A 19,026-nucleotide genomic window follows, 5' to 3' on the forward strand; every position below is an offset into this window, starting at 1 on the left:
TCACGGGTCTCAGCGCCGCTTCTCGGCGTACTCCTTGGCGTGCCGGAGCGTCGCCGTGCTGTTGGTGCTCAACGCGGTACGGACGTAGTCGCGTGCCTGCGCGACATCGGCGTCCGGGCCCAGGATCCTGGTGATGTTGTCCGTGTTGAGCACGACGGTGTGCTGCGAGGACGCGGCCACACCGCCGTCGGTCTCCTTGAACGTCCAGATGCCGGTGTGCAGCGTCATCAGGGCGGGCAAGGTGATCTGCTTGTAGGCGATCCTGCGGTGCGGGAACGTGACCCGGTACGACGTGGTCGTGTGCGTCGAGCCGTCCTTGGCCCGCGTGTCCATCTCCAGGGTCTGCAGGCCGGGTGTGTCCTCGGTCAGGCGCACCCGCGCCACGTGCGGCAGCCGCTCCTGCCACCGGTGCGCGTCGTTGATGAAGTCGTAGACGTCCTTGGCGGATCCGTCGATCTGCACCGTGTCGGTGAACGAGAAGGTCCACCCCGCCGCGGCGTGCGCCGACTCCACGCCGGACCTGAGGGCGGCCAGCTCCGACCGGCAGGCGCCGTCCACCTCCGCGTGGATCCGCGCCAGGTCACCCGGATCGGCCTCAGGGGCCCGGTAGTTGTGCAGCAGACGCACCCTGGACTCGGTCGCGGAGCGCGGCTCGATGATCCACGTGCCCTCCAGCGACGTGACTGGCAGGCCGGGCTCCTCCCTGCGGAACTCGACGCGCAGCCCGTACGGGTCGAACACCCGGTGCGTCGTCGAGGTCTTCGCCTCGCCGTTCACGGCCTCCCAGATCCTGACGGTGTCCCCGCGCCCCACCGTCGCGACCTGGTCGACGTAGACGGTCGCGGGGAAGATCCTCGGCCAGTTCGCCTCTTTGGAGAGCAGCCGGTAGACGACGGTTGCCGGGGCCGAGACCACGACCTCGTGCTCGACCGCGTTGCTGGTGGATGTGGCGTAAGAAGCAGGCATGCTCATGCTCCTGAAGTCGAGGAGGGTCGAAGGACGACGAGAACTCAGACGTTCCGGGCCATGACGACGTCGACGGCGACCTCGATGACCGCGGCGCCGGGCGGGTTGAGCCATTCCTTCCCGTAGCGCTCGACGTACCGCCGTGCGCCGTCCGCCAGCCGCTCGGGGTCCTCGCTGACCGTGCCGGTGCCTTCGAGGGTGACCCAGGAGGAGATCTGGTCGCGCTGGCACAGCGCCACCCGGCTGCCCGGCGCCGCGACCAGGTTCCGAGCCTTCTTCGACTTGGCCCCGGTCAGGACTCGAGCCACGCGCGCCTCACCGTCCCAGGTGAAGCTCACGGGCACCGCATGGGGTGTGCCGTTGGGCCGCTGGGTCACGAGAATGGCCTGGTTCGGCTCGGCGAGGAAATCCTCGATCTCAGCGGAAAGGGGCCAGGACTGCGTGTCCCGGTGGCCCTCCGGCATTCCGCCGACTATTGGCTTGCTTCGAGAGCTGGTGGTCACGGGATGCGTTCTCCTTCAAGATTTTGATCTCCGCGGTATAGCCGGCCGACGAGGCCTGGAATGGCAATACTGCTGGCTGTCGATGGAGCGAGCCAAAGTTACATCAGCGCGACAGGTGTTCAACTGCGAGAAACCGCGCTCGGACATTGACGGCTACCGTGGCCCGCAGCGCTGTCCAACCGGGCGCGGAACTCGGTTGAACACACCGATATTTGGTTATCGTGCCTGAGAACGCCGCCTTACCGGCGTCAGGTTGCGCTCACGCCGACGGCATCCATTTGCACGAGGAGTAGAAAACGTGACCAAGGACGCGATCGTTGTCGGCGCCGGGCCGGTCGGGCTGATGCTCGCCGGTGAACTGAGGCTCGGCGGCGCGGATGTGGCCGTGTACGAGAAGCTGCCCGCGCCGAGCGGTGAGTCCCGCGGAGTGGGGTTCACCCGGCGGGCGGCCGAGGTCTTCGACCAGCGGCGCCTGCTGGAGCGATTCGGCGAAGTGGAGTGGGCCCAAGGGCATTTCGGCGGCGTGCGCATCGATTTCGGCAAGCTCGACGACAATCACTTCAGCGTCCGGGGAATTCCGCAGTTCCACACCGAGGAGATCCTGGAGGCCTGGCTCCGGGAACTGGGCGTCGTGGTCCACCGAAGCCATGAGATCACCGCCTGCCGGCAGACCGCGGACGACGTCACCGTGCGGTTCGAGGGCCCCGACGGGCCCGGCGAGGAGACGGCACGCTACCTGGTGGGCTGTGACGGGGCCCGCAGCCTCGTGAGGAACCTGGCAGGCATCGACTTCCCCGGCTGGGCCGCCACCCGGGGGATGTACATGGCCGACGTGGTCGGCAGCGGCGTACGGCCAAGGCCCATCGGCGAACGCGTCGACGGCGGCATGGTGATGGCCTTCGACCTGCAGAACGGCGTCGACCGAATCGTCATTCACGACGAGAACCTGCGCCCTCACGAGGACCGCAGCAAGCTGCGGTTCACCGAGATCGCCGACGCCTGGCAGCGCATGACGGGTGAGTCCATCCACGACGCCGAGGTCCGCTGGATCAGCTCGTTCACCGACACCACCCGGCAGGCATCCGCCTATCGGTCCGGCCGTGTGTTCCTGGCCGGGGACGCCGCGCACATCCACATGCCGGCCGGGGCCCAGGGCATGAGCGTCGGGGTCCAGGACGCGGTGAACCTCGGCTGGAAGCTTGCCGCCGACATCGCCGGGTGGGCTCCCGAGGGGCTTCTCGACACGTACCACACCGAGCGGCACCCGGTGGGACAGATGCTGATGCGCAACACCCGGGCCCAGACACGGCTCTACCTCAGCGGCGAGGAGATGGAGCCGCTGCGCGAGGTGATGGGCGAACTGGTGGGCATCCCGGAAGTGGCACGGCATCTGGCCGGCATCGTCAGTGGCCTCGACGTCCGCTACGACATGGGCGAGGCGACCCACCCCCTGGCCGGACTGCGGCTGTCGCCCGACCTGGTGCTGCGGCGTGCCGGAGACGGTGCGGTGCGCGTGGCCGAACTGCTGCACTCGGGCCGGCCCGTGCTCGTCGTCGAATCCGGCAGCGACGAGGACGAGATGCTGCGGACGGCCGACGGCTGGGCGGACCGGATCGATGTGGCCATCGGGACCTGGGACGCCACGACCGCGGGCGACAGGCCGCTGCCGCGAGCGGCTCTGCTGCGCCCCGACGGCTACATCGCCTGGGCCGCCCCGAGCGGCGACAGCCTGCCCCAGGCACTGGAGCTCTGGTTCGGCCGGCCCCGCGCCGCCGTCCCGGCGGCCTGACGCCTTCCCGGCCGCCGCGGTCTTCCCGGCCGGCCGGGGTCTTCCGCCTGCCGGAGACCGCGGCGGCACCCCCTTGTTATCTGACGGTTTCCCCAACTCGAGGCGTCTTTCGTCTGCGTGAGGAGCGTGAAAATGTCCCAGGGCGTGATCATCGTCGGCGCTGGGCCGGTGGGGCTGATGCTCGCCGGTGAACTGCGGCTGGCCGGCGTGGACGTCGTCGTCTACGACAAGCTGCCCGCCGCCACCGGCGAATCCCGAGGCCTCGGTTTCACCGGGCGCACCGCCGAACTGCTCGACCAGCGTGGCCTGCTCACGCGCCTCGGCGAATTCAGATGGGGCAAGCAAGGCCATTTCGGCGGCGTCCGCATCGACTTCGGCAAGCTCGCCGAGAACCACTTCGGCGTCATGGGGCTGCCCCAGTCCCGCACCGAGGAACTGCTCGAGGAGTGGTCCACCGGCCTGGGCGCCACCATCCGCCGCGGCTGCGAGGTGACCGGCTTCACCGAGACCGACGACCAGATCGTGGTCACCTTCGAGGGCCCCGACGGTCCCGGGCAGGACTCGGCGCAGTACCTCGTGGGCTGCGACGGCTCCCGCAGCACCGTGCGCGCCCTCGCCGGCATCGACTTTCCCGGCCTTGCCGCCACCCGCGGCATGTACCTGGCCGACGTGGTCGGCGCCGACCTGCGGATGCGCCCCATCGGCGAGCGTGTGCCCGGCGGCGGCATGGTCCTTTCGGTCACCCTGGAGCCGGGCGTCGACCGGATCGTCATTCACGAGCCGGGCATCCGCCCCGACCACGGGGTCGGCGACCTCACGTTCACCGAGGTCGCCGACGCCTGGCAGCGCATGACGGGTGAGTCCATCCACCACGCCTCCGCCCGCTGGATGACCGCCCTCACCAACGCGACGGGCCAGGCCGACCAGTACCGGCGCGGACGCGTCCTGGTCGTCGGCGACGCCGCCCACGACCATGCCCCGCTGGGCGCGCAGGGACTGAGCGTCGGGCTGCAGGACGCGGTGAACCTCGGCTGGAAACTGGCCGCCACCGTGAACGGCTGGGCGCCCGAGGGGCTGCTGGACACCTACCACGACGAACGCCACCCGATCGGCGAGGAGTTGATCCGCAACACCCTCGCCCAGTCGCTGCTCTACCTCAGCGGCGAGGAGATGGAGCCGCTGCGTGAGGTGCTGCGCGAACTCGTCGAGATCCCCGACGCCGCGCGCTACCTGGCCGGCGAGGTCAGCGGCCTGGGCGTCCGTTACGACGTGGGAGGTGGCGGCCACCCGCTGCTGGGCAGGCGCCTCGACCCGGCGCTGGAGCTGACGGGCCGGGACGGTACTCCCGTCACAGTGGCCGAGTTGCTGCACGCCGGCCGCGGTGTCCTCATCCTCACCGGCGCGGGGGAGAGCGACACGGAGTCGGCCGATCTCGCCAAGGGCTGGTCCGGCCGCGTCGACGTCATCGCCGGATCCTGGAATGCCGCGGGTATCACCGGGGACGTCGGTACTCCCGAGGCGGTGCTGCTGCGCCCGGACGGTCACGTGGTCTGGACCGCTTCCGGGGACGACAAGCTCCGTACCGCCCTCGAACGCTGGTTCGGCGCCTCGGCGTGAACCAGGGGAACGTGCCGGGGCCGCGACGGCGTCTGCCGTCGCGGCCCCGGCACGTCAGGCCCCTGCACGTACGTCAGCCGAGCAGCGAACCGCCGGTCGCGTCGATGACGCTTCCGGTGATCCACCGGGCTTCGTCGGACACGACGAACGCCACGACATCGGCGATGTCCTCGACCTGGCCGACGCGCTTGAACGCCGAGAGCTCGGCCATGTGTGCCACGGCGGCCGGGTTGGAGAAGAGCGGACTGCCGTTGTCGGTACGGCCCGGCGCGACACTGTTGACCGTGATGCCGCGGCCGGCGACGTGGCGGGCCAGGTGCAGGGTCAGCTGGTCGACGACGCTCTTGGACATCGCGTAGGCGATCATGTCCGGCTGGGCGCTGCGGGTGATCCCCGAGGAGATGTTCACGATCCGGCCGCCCGAGGGCATCAGCTTGAGCGCGCGCTGCGCGATCAGGAAGGGGGCCCGCGCGTTCACGGTCAGGTACTGGTCGAGCAGCCTTGTGGTGACGTCCTCGGGCAGCGTGGGCCGTCCGCCGAACGCCGCGTTGTTGACCAGGATGTCCAGGCCGGTGGATCCGGTCCGCCCCTTGAGCTCCTGCTCCAGCGTGGCGAACAGACCCGCTATCTCCTCGGCCTCGGACACGTCGCCGCGCACGGTGAACGCGCGTCCGCCCTCCTCGTCGATCAGGGCGACCGTCTCCTTCGCCTCGGCCTCGCCGGAGGCGTAGTGCACAGCCACCAGCGCGCCCTCCCGCGCCAGCCGACGGGCGATGCCGCGCCCGATGCCCCGGCTTGCGCCGGTGACCAGAGCCGTCTTTCCGGTGAGCCTACCCATGTCAGTAATTCCCCTCCACAAGTGATGCCAAAATAATTAACGTCGCTTTCTCGGGGCCTCAGCATGACGAGTCGAGGCGTCCACGTCGAGTGCGAAGAGCGTGTTCAAGTGCAACCTCACGCACAGTCGAACGGCGAGAGCATTGGCTATATTCAGGGAAATCTGACAAAGGGTGGGGTAATGAGCATGACGACTCGATCATTTCAGCCCGTTGACGTGCCGGACAACGCGGAGCTCGCATTGTCGCTGGGTGGTGACTTCCGCAGTGAATACGCGGACGTGAACGGTACGCGGTTGCACTACGTCGCGGGAGGCAGCGGAGATCCGGTCGTCCTGCTGCACGGCTGGCCGGAGACGTGGTGGGCCTATCGAAAGCTCATGCCGCAGCTCGCCGAGAAGTACCGGGTCATTGCCGTGGACCATCGCGGCATCGGAGTTCCGGACGACCTGAAGCCGTCGGACGGATTCTCGAAGAAGAACATGGCGCGCGATGTCCACGAACTCATCCGCTCGCTGGGGTACAGCAGCGCCCACATCGTGGGACACGACATCGGGGCGATGGTCGGATTCAGCTTCGCCGCGAATTATCCCGAGGCCACCCGGCGGCTCGCCCTGCTCGACGTGGTGCACCCCGACGAGAGTTACTACAGCAGGCCGATGCTGCGCCGTCCCAACACCGGCTTCAACATGTGGTGGATGGCGTTCAACCAGGTGCCCGGCCTGCCCGAGGAAATCCTCTCCGGACGCGGCTGGCACCTGATCGACTGGCTGTACTCCAACTCGCTCAAGGACCAGGAGTCGGTCACGGCCTTCGACCGCGCCGTCTACGCGCGGGCCTACGACACCCCGGCGGGCATCCGCGCGACCAACGGCTACTACCAGGCGTACCACCAGGACATCGAGGATCTGAAGGGGTACGACAAGGTGACGGTTCCGGTGCTCGGTCTCGCGGCGCCCACGCAGTTCGACCAAGTGCGGGAACAGCTGTCGGGCATCGCGACCGACGTGCGCATGGTGCGCGTCGACAAGTCCATGCACTGGCTCGCCGAGGACGACCCGGACCTGGTGGCCAGCGAGTTGCTCGGCTTTCTCGCCCGGTAGGCGCCGGCGCGGGGCACCGGAACGCACTTGCGCGCGCTCCCGGGAGAAGCCGACCGCCCGGGCCTCGCCCACCCTGCAGCCCGAGGCGACAGGGTGGGCGAGGCCCGGGCACGTGTTCATACGGCGGTGAGCTTCTCCATCGTCAGCGCGACTTCGGCGGGCGAGGGAAGCGTGGCCATCTCCGCGGACAGGTCGCGTGCCCGTTGCCCGAACCGGGAGTCGGACAGGATCTCCTGGCAGCCGGAGAAGATCGCATCCGTCTGGTCCTTGTCCGGCTGCTGGGTCGGAAGGGCGATTCCGGCACCGAAGTCGGCCAGGGCCCGCGCGACGATCTCCATGTACGAGGCCTCGGGCGCGATCAGTTGCGGCACACCGGCGTTCATGGCGGTCATGGCGGTGACACCACCGCCGTGGTGCACCAGCAGATCGCAGGTGGGAACGACCACGTCCAGCGGAAGCCAGCCGATGTGGACGTCGTCCTTCAGGACGCTGCCGAACTTCTCGGCGACCTGTTCGGGCGCGGCGATCAGCACCTCGGCCCCCGTGCCCGTCAGCTGCTCCACCAGCCTGCGCAGCGCGTCCGCGGAGTGGAAGGCAAGCGCCCGGGTACCTGTCGTGATCACCACGCGGCGCCGGTTGTCGGGGCGGGTGTACATCCACCGCTCGAGGCGGCGCTGGCCGTTGCCCGGAATCCAGTGCATGAGCTGTCCCTCATGGCTGGTCGACGCGGGCAGGCAGGGCCGGAGCGAGGGGGGACAGATGTCGATGGCCAGGGTGGGATCGGGCAGGCCGGCCAGGCCCAGTTCGTCCAGCTCGGGCCTGAGTTCCTCTTCGGCGCCGGGGTCGGCGCCGTCGGTCGGGACGACGTCCCAGGCCTGGCGTACGTAGGGGATGCCGAGGTGGGCGGCGAGCAGCCCCGCGGCATAGGTCATCGAGCCGCCGACGATCACGTCGGGACGCCAGTCCCGCGCGATCTCCCGCAGGGTGCCGAGCCCGGCGGCGGCCATCCTGCCGAAGGACCTGCCGGTGTGCAGCATGTTTTCCCGCGGGTCCTTGGGCGGGTCTATCGGATTTCCGTCGCGGTCGAACCGCATGAAATGGAAGACAGGCTGGGGGACCATGGAGACCGAGGGGAGACCGAGACTGGCCGCGGTGTCGGGAAGCGGCTCGTTGGCGGCCACCAGAATCTCATGCCCCGCATTACGCAGTGCCGTTGCCAGGGGTGCGACGGTGAAGACAGTTGCCGAACTGCCACCGGCTATGAAGAGGAATTTCATGGAATTTTAGAGGCTTCCCGTGAGGCGACGATCTTGTTGGAAAGGTTCCTTCTCTCCCGAGAGATGGTGTCACCAATGGCGGCAATACTGCTGCTGGTGGGCGGATCGAGTCAACGCCGCACATGTACACCGGTCGTTCAACTGCGGAAAACCAGGCTTGAACACCGTCCGGACCCGAAGAACGTTGCGGTACCGGGCCTTTTACGGCCATAGTCACGGCGCGTATCGAGCGTAAATAGGAGGGGTCTATCAGTGAACAAGCCAGTTGTGGCGGTGACCGCGGACGCGGCCACCGCGACCTGGGGTGTCTGGGGCGCCATCCCGGCTGCCGTACAGCCCTGGGCGTATCTCACCAAAGTGACCGAGGCGGGCGGCTCACCGCTGCTGCTGCCGCCGATGCTCGAAGCCGTCGAGGACGTGATGGCCAGGGTCGACGCGCTGTTGATAACCGGTGGCGCCGACCTGGACCCCGCACGTTACGGAGCCGAGCGCGACCCGCACACCTTCCCGCCCGACGAACTGCGTGACGCCACGGATCTCGCCGCTCTGGCCATCGCGGAGCGGCGCGGCATCCCGGTCCTCGGCGTCTGCCGCGGGCTGCAGGTGATCGCCGTGTCGCGGGGCGGAACGCTCCACCAGCACCTGCCCGTTCACGGTCCCACCGTGCCGGGGCGCCACACACCGCGCGACATCAGGGTCGCGCCGGACTCCCTGCTCGGCGGCGTCCTCGGTGAGACGACCACCGGCCAGTGCCACCACCACCAGGGGGTGGCCGAACTCGGTGCCGGGCTGCGTGCGACCGCCTGGGCGCAGGAGGACGGCGTCATCGAGGCGGCCGAGGACCCCTCGGCGCGCTTCCTGGTCGGATTCCAGCCACATGCCGAGGAGGGTGGGACCGAGATCGCGGGGCTGTTCAAGGCTTTCGTCGACGCTGCCTGCTGAGCCGGGTGCTGCCAGGAAGGCCTGGGCCGAAGCCTTCCTGGCAGGCGGTCCGGCGATCAGGCCGGCGGTTCGGGCAGGTCCGCGAGCGCGAGCTTGGCCGGGTCGACCACGGCCGTGATCTTGGTGATCCGGCCGTCGATGACGGTGAAGGCGAGCACCGACATCGGCCGGCCGTCCTGGTGCCAGGCGACAATCCCCGGGCGGCCGTTGACCAGCACCGGGCGTGCGAGGGTGTTGGTGGCGCTCTGGGCCACCTTCGCGCCGGCGGCGACCTCGGCGGCGCCGATGGTGACCCTCATGCCGGCGGGCGTGTCGACGGCCATCTTCACCTGGGGGTCGAGCACCCGCAGCAGTCCTTCGAAGTCGCCGTGCCGGCTGGCCGCCAAGAAGGCCTGGACGACCTCGCGTTGTTCCCGTTCGTCGCCCCCTGCCTGGCGCGTGGCCTGAACCTTTTTGCGCGCCCGGCTGGCGAGCATCTTGGAGGCCGCGGTGGACTTGCCGAGAATCGTGCCGATCTCCTCGAACGGCACCGCGAACAGGTCGTGCAGCACGAACGCGAGCCGCTCGGCGGGCCCGAGCGACTCCAGGACGACGAGCAGGGCGAGGCCGACGGAGTCGGCGAGCACCGCGTTGTCCTCGGGGGCGATGTCGTCGTCGAGCGCCATCACCAGTTCGGGCAGTTGATCCTCGTAGGACGCCTCCTGGCGCGCCTGGCGCGAGCGCAGGACGTCGAGGCTGATCCGTCCCACCACGGTGGTCAGCCAGCCGGCGAGGTTGTCGATGGTCTGGGTGTCCTGGCGGGACAGGCGCAGCCAGGCCTCCTGGACTGCGTCCTCGGCGTCGGCGTGTGATCCGAGCATGCGGTAGGCGACCGAGTGCATCCGGTCGCGCTGGGACTCGAACGCCTCGGCCACCGGGTCGGTCGGGCTGGTCTCGGACATGTTGTTACCTTCCTCGGCTCTGCTCCGTCATAGGTAGTGACGGACGCAAGCCCGATCAAGTAACCAGCGGAAGGAGCAGGAAAAATGGAAGCTCGTACGAGCGGCAGGCGGGACCTCGACGTCTACACCGTGATCCAGCGCCTTCACAAGATGATCGCCGCCGGCGGGACCTGCCCGCTGCCGCTGTCGCTGGTTCACCTGCCGACCGCGTCGCCGGGCATCGGCTGACCACGGTCGTTCTCGAGATCCGCCGCCCACTGGCGTGGGCGCGGGCGGGATCATCCCCCGGACCGCCCCGCCCGCAAACCCGGGGCCTGCCAATCCGTCGGGTTGGCAGGCCCCGGTCTGCCCCCGGCCGTTCAAGAGCCGGTGGAGACCTGGTCGACGGCCGTTTCCCCCGCCCAGCCCCGGCGGTACGGTCACACGCATGCAGCGATCACGACTCCCGGCCCCGGTGCGGGAGTTCGGGGTGCGAACACGGCGGTGCGCGAGTGCGGCGCGTCAGCAGTCGAACACCCGGCGCCGACGCTGTGGCCCGCCCACCGAGAGTTAGGACGCACAGGCGATGTCGCTCCCCCAGCCGCACCCCGCACCCGTGACGGTGTCCGCGTCGGTCGAGGCGTTCTTGAACGACGCCCGGTTCGTGGCGACGTTCACCACGATGAGGCCGGACGGGGCTCCCCACGTGGCGCCGGTGCGCTTCACCTGGGACGCGGAGTCGGGCCTCGCGCGGGTGCTGACGGTGCGTTCGTCGCGCAAGGCGCGCAACCTGCTGGCGGCCCCGGGCGGCCGCGTGGCGCTGTGCCAGGTGGACGGCTTCGCGTGGGTCACCCTGGAGGGCACGGCGCGGGTCGTGCAGGATCCCGGGCGGATGGCCGATGGCGTGGACCGGTACACGCGCCGGTACTGGTCGCCGCCGCCCAACCGCCCCGGCCGGGTGGTCGTGGAGATCGCCGTGGACCGGGTGCTGAGCCTCAACATCTGATCGCGGACCGGCACAGGACCGCCGCCCGCGCAGCGCCAGGCGCCCCGGCCGCGCGGATCGGCCCGATCCGCGCGGCCGGGGCAGCTGTGTGTGAGGCGACTAACTCCCCGTCCGTGGGCTGCCGTTGGACCACACGAGGCTGAAGGTCAGCTCCGAGAGGCGCCATCCGAGCGGCGTGAGGCGGGCCCGGCCGTGGACCAGCGTTCCCGTGGTGAAGAGCGGAGGGGACGAGCCCTCCTGCCCGCCGGTGTGGTGGACGTGCGTGGAGACCAGGTTGGCGCGCAACGTCGCGCGGCCGTCGGCCACTTCGACGTCGGCGGGTGAGCCGAGGTGCATGGTGGCGGCGAACGCCGACAGGGCGGTGGAGTGGTACGCGGCCATCCCCTCAAGGCCTTCATGACGACTGATGGGGAATGCCACGACGGCGTCCTGGGTGAACAGGCCGGCCGCCCACGCGGCGTCGAGCTCCTGCTCGTCGAGCGAGACGAGATAGCGGCTGAGCAGCGCCGCCACTCGTACTTCGGACTCGGTCTTTGATTCTGTTTTCTCCATGCGTGATTCATCTCTTGCGCTGGTGAAGGTCATGCAGGAAAGAATGCCATCCGCGACATCGTTTCGAGCTGTGTTGAACGCTGTTTACGCTTCGCGTTGATCGCCGTAATACTTGTCTGACGCAAGCGAGAAGAGGGAAGATGAACTCCTTTGACACGGACGTCTTGATTGTGGGTGCGGGCCCCACTGGACTCATGCTCGCGGGAGAATTGAGGCTCAGTGGAGTCTCGGTAACGGTCCTGGAAAAGCTGGCCGAGCCGATGCAGTTTTCGCGCGCTCTTGGATTTTCCGCGCGCACGATAGAAGAATTCGCCCAGCGCGGTCTCACGGCACGTTTTGGCGACGTACAGGTGATTCCGGCCGGTCATTTCGGCGGTGTGCCGCTGGACTACCAGGTGATCGAGGGCGGTTCGTACGGGGCGCGCGGCATCCCCCAGTCGCGTACGGAAGCGGTGATAGGCGGCTGGGCGGCCGAACTGGGCGCCCAGGTACGGCGCGGAGTCGAGGTCACCGGCCTGGAGACCGACGCCGACGGAGTACGCGTACAGGCCGTCGGGGACCAGGGCGAGTTCGAGATCACGGCCCGGTACGTCGTGGGCTGTGACGGTGCGCGCAGCGTCGTCCGCAATCTCGCCGGGATCGACTACCCGGGAACAGAGCCGTCCATCGAGCTGCGGTTCGCCGACGTCGAGGGGGTGCGGCTGCGGCCGCGCTTCAGCGGCGAGGCGGTCCCCGGCGGGATGGTGATGGTCATCCCGATCGGTCCCGAGCGCAGCCGCATCATCTACTTCGACGCCGCCACGCCGCTGCGTCCCGCCGGACAGGCGATCACCTTCGAGGAGGTCCGTGAGGCCTTCGAGCGCCTTTCGGGTGACGACCTGACAGGGGCGCGCCCGCTGTGGGTCAGCTCGACCACCGACGTCAGCCGACAGGCCGCCGCCTACCGGAAGGGCCGGGTGCTGGTGGCGGGCGACGCCGCTCACACCCACCTGCCCATCGGGGCCCAGGGGATGAGCGCGGGCGTCCAGGACGCGGTCAACCTCGGCTGGAAGCTGGCCCTGGAGATCAAGGGCCAGGCGCCGCAGGGCCTCCTCGACACCTACCACAGCGAGCGGCACCCCGTCGGAGCGCGCATCCTGACCAACACACTGGCCCAGCGCCTGCTGTACCTGGGCGGCGAAGAGATGTCCCCGCTGCGCGAGGTCTTCGCCGAGCTGCTCTCCCACGAGTCCGTGCAGCGCCATCTCGCGGGCATGGTCACCGGACTGGACATCCGCCACGACGTGGGGGAGGGCGGCCACCCGCTGCTCGGCCGCCGGCTGCCGGACCGGGAGATCGTGGTGGACGGCACGAAGACCACCGCCGTCACGCTGCTGCACGCCGGCCGCGGGGTCCTGCTCGACTTCACGGGCGAGCTGGGCGCGGCGGCCGCGGGCTGGGCGGACCGGGTCGAGACGGTCGCCGTGGAGAGCTTCGACCACGAGACGCCCGCCGCGGGACTGCTGGTGCGGCCCGACGGCTACGTCGCCTGGGCCGGAGACCTCGGCGAGTCCACCGACACGCTGACCGACGCCCTGGCCCGCTGGTTCGGTCCGGCCACCGCCTGAGCGTCCCGTACCGCAGCAGGCCGGCACCGGCCGTGCAAGCAGCCAGTTCCGCTCCACTCATACTCACAGGAAGAGACGTAATCGATGCCTGCCATCACCACCCAGGACAACCACCTGACAGTTCTCAATCTCTTCACCACCGACGCGCCCGAGAAGCAGGACTCGCTGGTCCAGGAGATGACCAAGATCGTCCAGGCGGCGGCGTACGAGGGCTGGATGTCCAGCACGGTGCACGCGGGCGTGGACAGCCCCGGGACGGCCAACCTCATCCAGTGGCGCAGCAGCGTGGACCTGGAGAACCGTTACGCCGGTGAGGAGTTCAAGCACCGCACGCTTCCGGTGTTCGGCGAGATCACCACGTCGATCCGCCTGCTGCAGAACGAGATCGCCCACACGGTGACCCACCCCTCGCTGGGCGGCGTCGTGGAGGTCGACCCCACGCGTGACGACTACACCGCCATCACCGTCATCGGCGTGGCCGAGGAGAACCAGGCGGAGCTCGTCGAGGTCCTCAGCCCGGAGCAGGCGGACTTCGCCGACGTCACCGGGTTCCGCTCGCTCTCGGTCTTCAAGGGGCTGCGCGCTCGCGGCATCGAGGGGTCGTTCGTGGTGCTCTACTCCCAGTGGGAGAGCAAGGACGCCTACGACGCCTACCGCAACCTGCCCGAGGCCGAGAAGCCGGCCACCCGGCAGAAGGCCGAGGCCCGGGTGCAGGAGCTCGCGACGTCCGTGGACTCCAACACCTACCAGGTGGTGCTCACCCGCTCCGCCGACGCCTGAGGGGACCGACCCCGCACGGCCGCACCGCCCGATCGGACCTTCACGGACCCCGTACGGGCGGTGCGCGCCGCGCCCGCGGCACCGTCCCGAGTGCGGCTCCGGTCATATTCCGGCAGGGCCCGTGCGCGGCGCTACCGGCAGGCCGCACGGTCAAGGCTGCGGCCCCGCACCGGCCGCCGCGCGCAAGCCGATTGCCGCGCCGTCCAAGCTGCCGTTTGAGGAGGCAACCCCTATGCACAGCACGCTGATCGTCGCCCGGATGGCACCGGTCACCAGCAATGAAGTGGCCGAGTTGTTCGCTGCTTTCGACGCCACCGACATGCCCGACCGCATGGGGACACGCCGCCGCCAGCTGTTCTCCTACCAGGGCCTGTACTTCCACCTGCAGGACTTCGACGAGACCGATGGCGCGGAGCGGATCGAGACCGCCAAGGCGGACCCGCAGTTCGTCCGGATCAGCAATGACCTCAAGCCGTTCATCGAGGCGTACGACCCCAAGACCTGGCGGTCACCGGCCGACGCGATGGCCACGCGCTTCTACCACTGGGAGGCGTCCCGTTGACAGGGCGACGTGTTGTCCTCACCGGGATCGAGGTGATCGCTCCCGGTGGAGTCGGCAGAAAAGACTTCTGGGGCCTGCTGAGCAGCGGCCGCACCGCCACGCGCGGGATCACCTTCTTCGATCCCACGCCGTTTCGGTCACGGGTGGCCGCCGAGGCCGACTTCGACCCGTACGACCACGGTCTGACCCCGCATGAGATCCGCCGGATGGACCGGGCCGCGCAGTTCGCGGTGGTCGCGGCACGCAACGCGATGGAGGACAGCGGCCTGGTGGCGGCCGAACTCGATCCGCGGCGCGTCGCGGTGACCGTGGGCAGCGCCGTGGGCGCCACGATGGCCCTGGACCAGGAGTACCGGGTGGTCAGCGACGGCGGCCGGCTGGACATCGTGGACCACAACTACGCCGTCCCCCACCTCTACAACCACATGGTGCCCAGTTCCTTCGCCACGGAGGTGGCCTGGGCCGTGGGCGCCGAGGGGGCGTGCACGGTGGTGTCCACCGGCTGCACCTCCGGCATCGACTCGGTCGGTTACGCGGTCGAGCTGATCCGCGAGGGATCGGCGGACGTGGCGGTGGCCGGATCGTCCGACGCCCCGATCTCCCCCATCACGATGGCGTGCTTCGACGCGATCAAGGCCACCACCCCCCGGCACGACGACCCCGAATGCGCCTCGCGGCCGTTCGACGCGACACGCAACGGCTTCGTGCTGGGCGAGGGCGCGGCGTTCTTCGTGCTGGAGGAGCTCGAGGCGGCCCGTGCCCGCGGCGCGCACATCTACGCGGAGATCGCCGGCTACGCCACCCGCTCCAACGCCTACCACATGACCGGTCTGCGCCCGGACGGCCTGGAGATGGCGGAGGCCATTCGGGCCGCCCTGGACGAGGCGCGGGTGAACCCCGACGAGATCGACTACGTCAACGCCCACGGCTCGGGCACCAAGCAGAACGACCGGCACGAGACCGCGGCGGTGAAGCGGAGTCTGGGCGATCACGCCTACCGCACCCCGATGAGCTCCATCAAGTCCATGGTGGGGCACTCGCTGGGGGCGATCGGTTCGATCGAGATCGCCGCCTCCGCCCTGGCCATGGAGCACGACGTGGTGCCCCCGACGGCCAACCTGCACAACCGCGACCCGGAATGCGACCTGGACTACGTGCCGCTGACCGCACGTGAACAGCGCACCGACGCGGTGCTGACCGTGGGCAGCGGCTTCGGCGGATTCCAGAGCGCGATGGTGCTTGCCGCCCCTGAGAGGAGCATGCGGTGACCGGACAGGTGGTGGTCACCGGCATCAGCGTGGCCGCGGCGAACGGACTCGGCGTCAACGACTGGTGGTCGGCGACGTGCGGCGGGAAGACCGGCATCGCGCGCATCACCAACTTCGACCCGTCGGCCTATCCGGCGCGGCTGGCGGGGGAGGTGCCCGGTTTCCACGCGGAGCAGCACCTCTCCAGCCGGCTGCTGCCGCAGACGGACCGCGTGACGCGCCTGTCGCTGGTCGCCACGGACTGGGCGCTGTCCGACGCGGAGGTGACACCCAAGGACGTACCGGACTTCGACATGGGCGTGATCACCGCCTCGTCCGCGGGCGGCTTCGAGTTCGGCCAGGGCGAGCTGCGCAACCTGTGGAGCCGTGGCAGCCAGTACGTCTCGGCCTACCAGTCCTTCGCCTGGTTCTACGCCGTCAACAGCGGGCAGATCTCCATCCGCAACGGCATGAAGGGCCCCTCGGGGGTCGTGGTCAGTGAGGGCGCGGGCGGCCTGGACGCGGTGGCGCAGGCGCGTCGGCAGATCCGCAAGGGCACACCCCTGATCGTCACGGGAGCCGTGGACGCCTCGATCTGCCCTTGGGGCTGGGTGGCGCAGCTGTCCACCGGGAAGCTCTCCACCAGCGACGAACCGACGCGCGCCTACCTGCCCTTCGACCGCGACTCGTGCGGGTACGTGCCCGGCGAGGGCGGCGCGATCCTCATCACCGAGGACGCTCGCGCGGCACGCGAGCGCGGGGCACGCGTCTACGGCGAGATCGCCGGCTACGGCTCCACCATGGATCCCCGTCCCGGCAGCGGCCGCCCGCCGACGCTGCGGGCGGCGATCGACCTGGCCCTCGCCGACGCCGGCATGGAGCCCGGACAGATCGACGTGATCTTCGCCGACGGCGCCGCCGATCCGGTCGCGGACCGGATCGAGGCCGAGGCCATCGGTGCCGTGTTCGGCGACCGCCGCGTACCGGTGACCGTACCCAAGACGATGACCGGGCGGCTGTACTCCGGGGCGGCTCCGCTGGACCTGGCGGCGGCGTTCCTCGCGATCCGCGACGGCGTCATCCCCCCGACGGTGAACATCGATCCGTGCCGGGACTACGCCCTGGACCTGGTCATCGGACAGCCGCGGCGGGCCCCGGTGCGCTCCGCGCTGGTCCTGGCCCGCGGCAGCGGCGGCTTCAACTCCGCCATGATCGTGCGCGCCGCCGACTGAGGTGCCGCGCAATCACACGACCACGAACGAAAGGGCCGATCCCATGGCCGGCAACGCATTCTCCCTGGAAGACCTCAAGACCGTCCTGCGGCAGGCAGCGGGCGAAGCCGAGGACGTCGACCTGGACGGCGACATCCTCGACACGGACTTCGAGGTGCTGGGCTACGAGTCGCTCGCGCTGCTCGAGGCAGGCAGCCTCGTCGAGCGCCAGTACGGCATAGCCCTGGACGAGACGGCCCTCAGCGACGCCAACACCCCCCGGGCCTTCCTCGATGTCGTCAACCACCAGCTCGTTCCCAGCCGCGTGGCGTGAAAGGACCTGACATGACGCAGACACCCAAGTCCAAGGTGGCCATCGTCACCGGCGCCACCTCCGGCATCGGCCTGGCGGCGGCCCGCCTGCTGGCCGCCGACCACCGCGTCTACATCGGCGCACGCACCGCGGAGAACGTGGAGCTGACGGTCAAGGAACTCACCGCCGCCGGCCTGGACGTGGACGGCTCGGCCGTGGACGTGCGGGACACCGCATCGGTCGAGGCGTTCGTCGCCGCCGCCGTACAGCGCTTCGGCACCATCGACGTGCTGGTCAACAATGCCGGGCGGTCCGGCGGCGGCGTCACCGCCGACCTGGACGACGAGCTGTGGCTCGATGTCATCGAGACGAACCTCAACAGTGTCTTCCGGGTCACGCGCGCGGTGCTGACCGGTGGCGGGATGCGGGCCAAGGACCGCGGCCGGATCATCAACATCGCCTCCACCGCGGGCAAGCAGGGCGTGGTGCTCGGCGCCCCGTACTCCGCCTCCAAGCACGGCGTGGTCGGCTTCACCAAGGCGCTGGGCAACGAGCTGGCCCCGACCGGCATCACCGTCAACGCCGTATGCCCCGGTTACGTCGAGACGCCGATGGCGCAGCGGGTGCGGCAGGGCTACGCGGCCGCCTACCAGGCATCCGAGGACGAGATCCTGCAGAAGTTCCAGGCGAAGATCCCGCTCGGACGGTACTCGAGCCCCGAGGAAGTGGCCGGTCTCGTCGGCTACCTGGCCTCCGACACCGCCGCATCGATCACGTCCCAGGCCCTGAACGTCTGCGGAGGCCTCGGCAATTTCTGACACCCCATCCACGACAGGCAAAGGAGTCACAGGTCATGACGACGCGTGAGGTGGAGCACGAGATCACCATCGACGCACCGGCCGCCGCGATCTACCAGATGCTCGCGGACGTGGTCCACTGGCCGCGGATCTTCCCGCCCACCATCTTCGTCGACCGTGAGCCGACCGGCGTGGAGCAGGAGCGCATCCACATCTGGGCCACCGCCAACGGCACGGCCAAGACGTGGACCTCGCGCCGCACCCTGGACCCGCAGGCCCTGCGGATCACCTTCCGCCAGGAGGTGTCCGCACCGCCCGTGGCGACCATGGGCGGCGCCTGGATCATCGAGCCGCTGGCTGCGGACCGTTCCCGGGTACGGCTGCTGCACGACTACACGGCCATCGGCGACGATCCGCACGACCTGCTGTGGATCGAGCGGGCGGTCGACAAGAACAGCACATCGGAACTGGCCGCGCTCAAGGTCAACGTGGAGGCGGCACACGCCGCCGACACCGGCGAGCTGACGTTCTCCTTCACCGACACCGTGCAGATCGACGGCCAGGCCAAGGACGTCTTCGACTTCATCAACGACGCCCAGTTCTGGTCCGAGCGGCTCCCGCACGTGGCCGTCGCGCGACTGACCGAGGACACCCCCGGTCTGCAGCACCTGGAGATGGACACCCGGGCCAAGGACGGCTCGGTCCACACCACTGCCTCCTACCGGGTGGTCTTCCCGCACCACAAGATCGTCTACAAGCAGGTCACGCTGCCTGCGCTGATGACCCTGCACACCGGGGAGTGGACCTTCGAGGAGAACGAGCGGGGCACCGCGGCCTCCTCACAGCACACGGTGACCCTCAACACCGCCAACATCGCCCGTGTGCTGGGCGAGCAGGCAGGCGTCGAGGACGCCCGCGCCTATGTGCGCGAGGCGCTGTCGGCCAACAGCAGGGCGACGCTCGGACACGCCAAGTCCTATGCCGAGCAGAAGGCCTGA

The 19,026-nt window shown here is 69.4% G+C and carries 20 protein-coding genes; 14 read left to right on the forward strand and 6 right to left on the reverse strand.

All coding sequences use genetic code 11. The features are described from left to right. Positions 1–9: 9 nt before the first annotated feature. Together AB0I66_RS41940 and AB0I66_RS41945 are read right to left on the reverse strand one after the other, a co-directional pair. Entirely contained in the window at positions 10–966 is a 957-nt protein-coding gene (locus tag AB0I66_RS41940; protein WP_363213359.1) for an aromatase/cyclase, read from the reverse strand. A gap of 44 nt (positions 967–1,010) precedes the next feature. Next, positions 1,011–1,469: a TIGR03618 family F420-dependent PPOX class oxidoreductase gene (locus AB0I66_RS41945; RefSeq protein WP_363213360.1), complete on the reverse strand. Its 459-nt coding sequence runs from the start codon at positions 1,467–1,469 to the stop codon at positions 1,011–1,013. Positions 1,470–1,767: 298 nt separating this feature from the next. Here AB0I66_RS41945 and AB0I66_RS41950 point away from each other — a divergent pair, with 298 nt between their 5' ends. Both AB0I66_RS41950 and AB0I66_RS41955 read left to right on the forward strand, forming a co-directional pair. Then, positions 1,768–3,258, forward strand: a complete 1,491-nt coding sequence (locus AB0I66_RS41950) for an FAD-dependent monooxygenase (protein WP_363213361.1) — start codon at positions 1,768–1,770, stop codon at positions 3,256–3,258. A gap of 132 nt (positions 3,259–3,390) precedes the next feature. Next, positions 3,391–4,875 (forward strand): FAD-dependent monooxygenase, encoded by a 1,485-nt coding sequence (locus AB0I66_RS41955; protein ID WP_363213362.1) that lies wholly within the window; start codon positions 3,391–3,393, stop codon positions 4,873–4,875. 73 nt (positions 4,876–4,948) lie between these two features. On the opposite strand, the gene AB0I66_RS41960 is transcribed toward AB0I66_RS41955, so the two are convergent. Next, positions 4,949–5,713, reverse strand: a complete 765-nt coding sequence (locus AB0I66_RS41960; RefSeq protein ID WP_363213363.1) for an SDR family oxidoreductase — start codon at positions 5,711–5,713, stop codon at positions 4,949–4,951. Between the two features lie 186 nt (positions 5,714–5,899). Here AB0I66_RS41960 and AB0I66_RS41965 point away from each other — a divergent pair, with 186 nt between their 5' ends. Further along, entirely contained in the window at positions 5,900–6,814 is a 915-nt protein-coding gene (locus tag AB0I66_RS41965; RefSeq protein WP_363213364.1) for an alpha/beta hydrolase, read from the forward strand. Between the two features lie 116 nt (positions 6,815–6,930). Here the strand turns inward: AB0I66_RS41965 and AB0I66_RS41970 are convergent, their stop codons facing one another. Beyond that, complete coding sequence (locus AB0I66_RS41970) at positions 6,931–8,091, reverse strand: nucleotide disphospho-sugar-binding domain-containing protein (RefSeq protein ID WP_363213365.1); 1,161 nt, start codon at positions 8,089–8,091, stop codon at positions 6,931–6,933. Between the two features lie 252 nt (positions 8,092–8,343). Between AB0I66_RS41970 and AB0I66_RS41975 the strand changes: the two genes are divergently transcribed. Beyond that, positions 8,344–9,033, forward strand: coding sequence for a type 1 glutamine amidotransferase (locus AB0I66_RS41975; RefSeq protein WP_363213366.1), 690 nt, complete (start codon positions 8,344–8,346; stop codon positions 9,031–9,033). Between the two features lie 56 nt (positions 9,034–9,089). Here the strand turns inward: AB0I66_RS41975 and AB0I66_RS41980 are convergent, their stop codons facing one another. Then, complete coding sequence (locus AB0I66_RS41980; protein WP_363213367.1) at positions 9,090–9,974, reverse strand: sigma-70 family RNA polymerase sigma factor; 885 nt, start codon at positions 9,972–9,974, stop codon at positions 9,090–9,092. 84 nt (positions 9,975–10,058) lie between these two features. On the opposite strand from AB0I66_RS41980, the gene AB0I66_RS41985 reads away from it, so the two are divergent. Together AB0I66_RS41985 and AB0I66_RS41990 are read left to right on the forward strand one after the other, a co-directional pair. Continuing rightward, positions 10,059–10,202, forward strand: coding sequence for a hypothetical protein (locus AB0I66_RS41985; protein ID WP_363213368.1), 144 nt, complete (start codon positions 10,059–10,061; stop codon positions 10,200–10,202). Between the two features lie 337 nt (positions 10,203–10,539). Beyond that, entirely contained in the window at positions 10,540–10,959 is a 420-nt protein-coding gene (locus tag AB0I66_RS41990; protein ID WP_363213369.1) for a TIGR03618 family F420-dependent PPOX class oxidoreductase, read from the forward strand. A gap of 99 nt (positions 10,960–11,058) precedes the next feature. Here AB0I66_RS41990 and AB0I66_RS41995 read toward each other — a convergent pair whose 3' ends face one another. Further along, entirely contained in the window at positions 11,059–11,511 is a 453-nt protein-coding gene (locus tag AB0I66_RS41995; protein WP_363213370.1) for a nuclear transport factor 2 family protein, read from the reverse strand. Positions 11,512–11,651: 140 nt separating this feature from the next. Here AB0I66_RS41995 and AB0I66_RS42000 point away from each other — a divergent pair, with 140 nt between their 5' ends. From AB0I66_RS42000 to AB0I66_RS42035, 8 genes are all read left to right on the forward strand, one after another. Further along, positions 11,652–13,118, forward strand: a complete 1,467-nt coding sequence (locus AB0I66_RS42000) for an FAD-dependent monooxygenase (RefSeq protein WP_363213371.1) — start codon at positions 11,652–11,654, stop codon at positions 13,116–13,118. Positions 13,119–13,202: 84 nt separating this feature from the next. Next, positions 13,203–13,898: an antibiotic biosynthesis monooxygenase family protein gene (locus AB0I66_RS42005; protein ID WP_363213372.1), complete on the forward strand. Its 696-nt coding sequence runs from the start codon at positions 13,203–13,205 to the stop codon at positions 13,896–13,898. Positions 13,899–14,130: 232 nt separating this feature from the next. Next, the gene (locus AB0I66_RS42010) at positions 14,131–14,460 is read left to right on the forward strand and encodes a TcmI family type II polyketide cyclase (protein ID WP_363213373.1); all 330 of its coding nucleotides are present in this window, start codon (positions 14,131–14,133) and stop codon (positions 14,458–14,460) included. Then, entirely contained in the window at positions 14,457–15,728 is a 1,272-nt protein-coding gene (locus AB0I66_RS42015) for a beta-ketoacyl-[acyl-carrier-protein] synthase family protein (RefSeq protein ID WP_363213374.1), read from the forward strand. Before AB0I66_RS42010 ends, AB0I66_RS42015 begins: the two co-directional genes overlap by 4 nt. After that, the gene (locus AB0I66_RS42020; protein ID WP_363213375.1) at positions 15,725–16,939 is read left to right on the forward strand and encodes a ketosynthase chain-length factor; all 1,215 of its coding nucleotides are present in this window, start codon (positions 15,725–15,727) and stop codon (positions 16,937–16,939) included. The genes AB0I66_RS42015 and AB0I66_RS42020 overlap by 4 nt, the downstream gene beginning before the upstream one ends. A 43-nt stretch (positions 16,940–16,982) precedes the next feature. After that, the gene (locus AB0I66_RS42025) at positions 16,983–17,252 is read left to right on the forward strand and encodes an acyl carrier protein (protein ID WP_363213376.1); all 270 of its coding nucleotides are present in this window, start codon (positions 16,983–16,985) and stop codon (positions 17,250–17,252) included. Positions 17,253–17,263: 11 nt separating this feature from the next. Next, the gene (locus tag AB0I66_RS42030; RefSeq protein ID WP_363213377.1) at positions 17,264–18,049 is read left to right on the forward strand and encodes an SDR family NAD(P)-dependent oxidoreductase; all 786 of its coding nucleotides are present in this window, start codon (positions 17,264–17,266) and stop codon (positions 18,047–18,049) included. Between the two features lie 35 nt (positions 18,050–18,084). Then, complete coding sequence (locus tag AB0I66_RS42035) at positions 18,085–19,026, forward strand: aromatase/cyclase (RefSeq protein WP_363213378.1); 942 nt, start codon at positions 18,085–18,087, stop codon at positions 19,024–19,026.

Source organism: Streptomyces sp. NPDC050439 (assembly GCF_040655335.1).
Classification (GTDB): Bacteria; Actinomycetota; Actinomycetes; order Streptomycetales; family Streptomycetaceae; genus Streptomyces.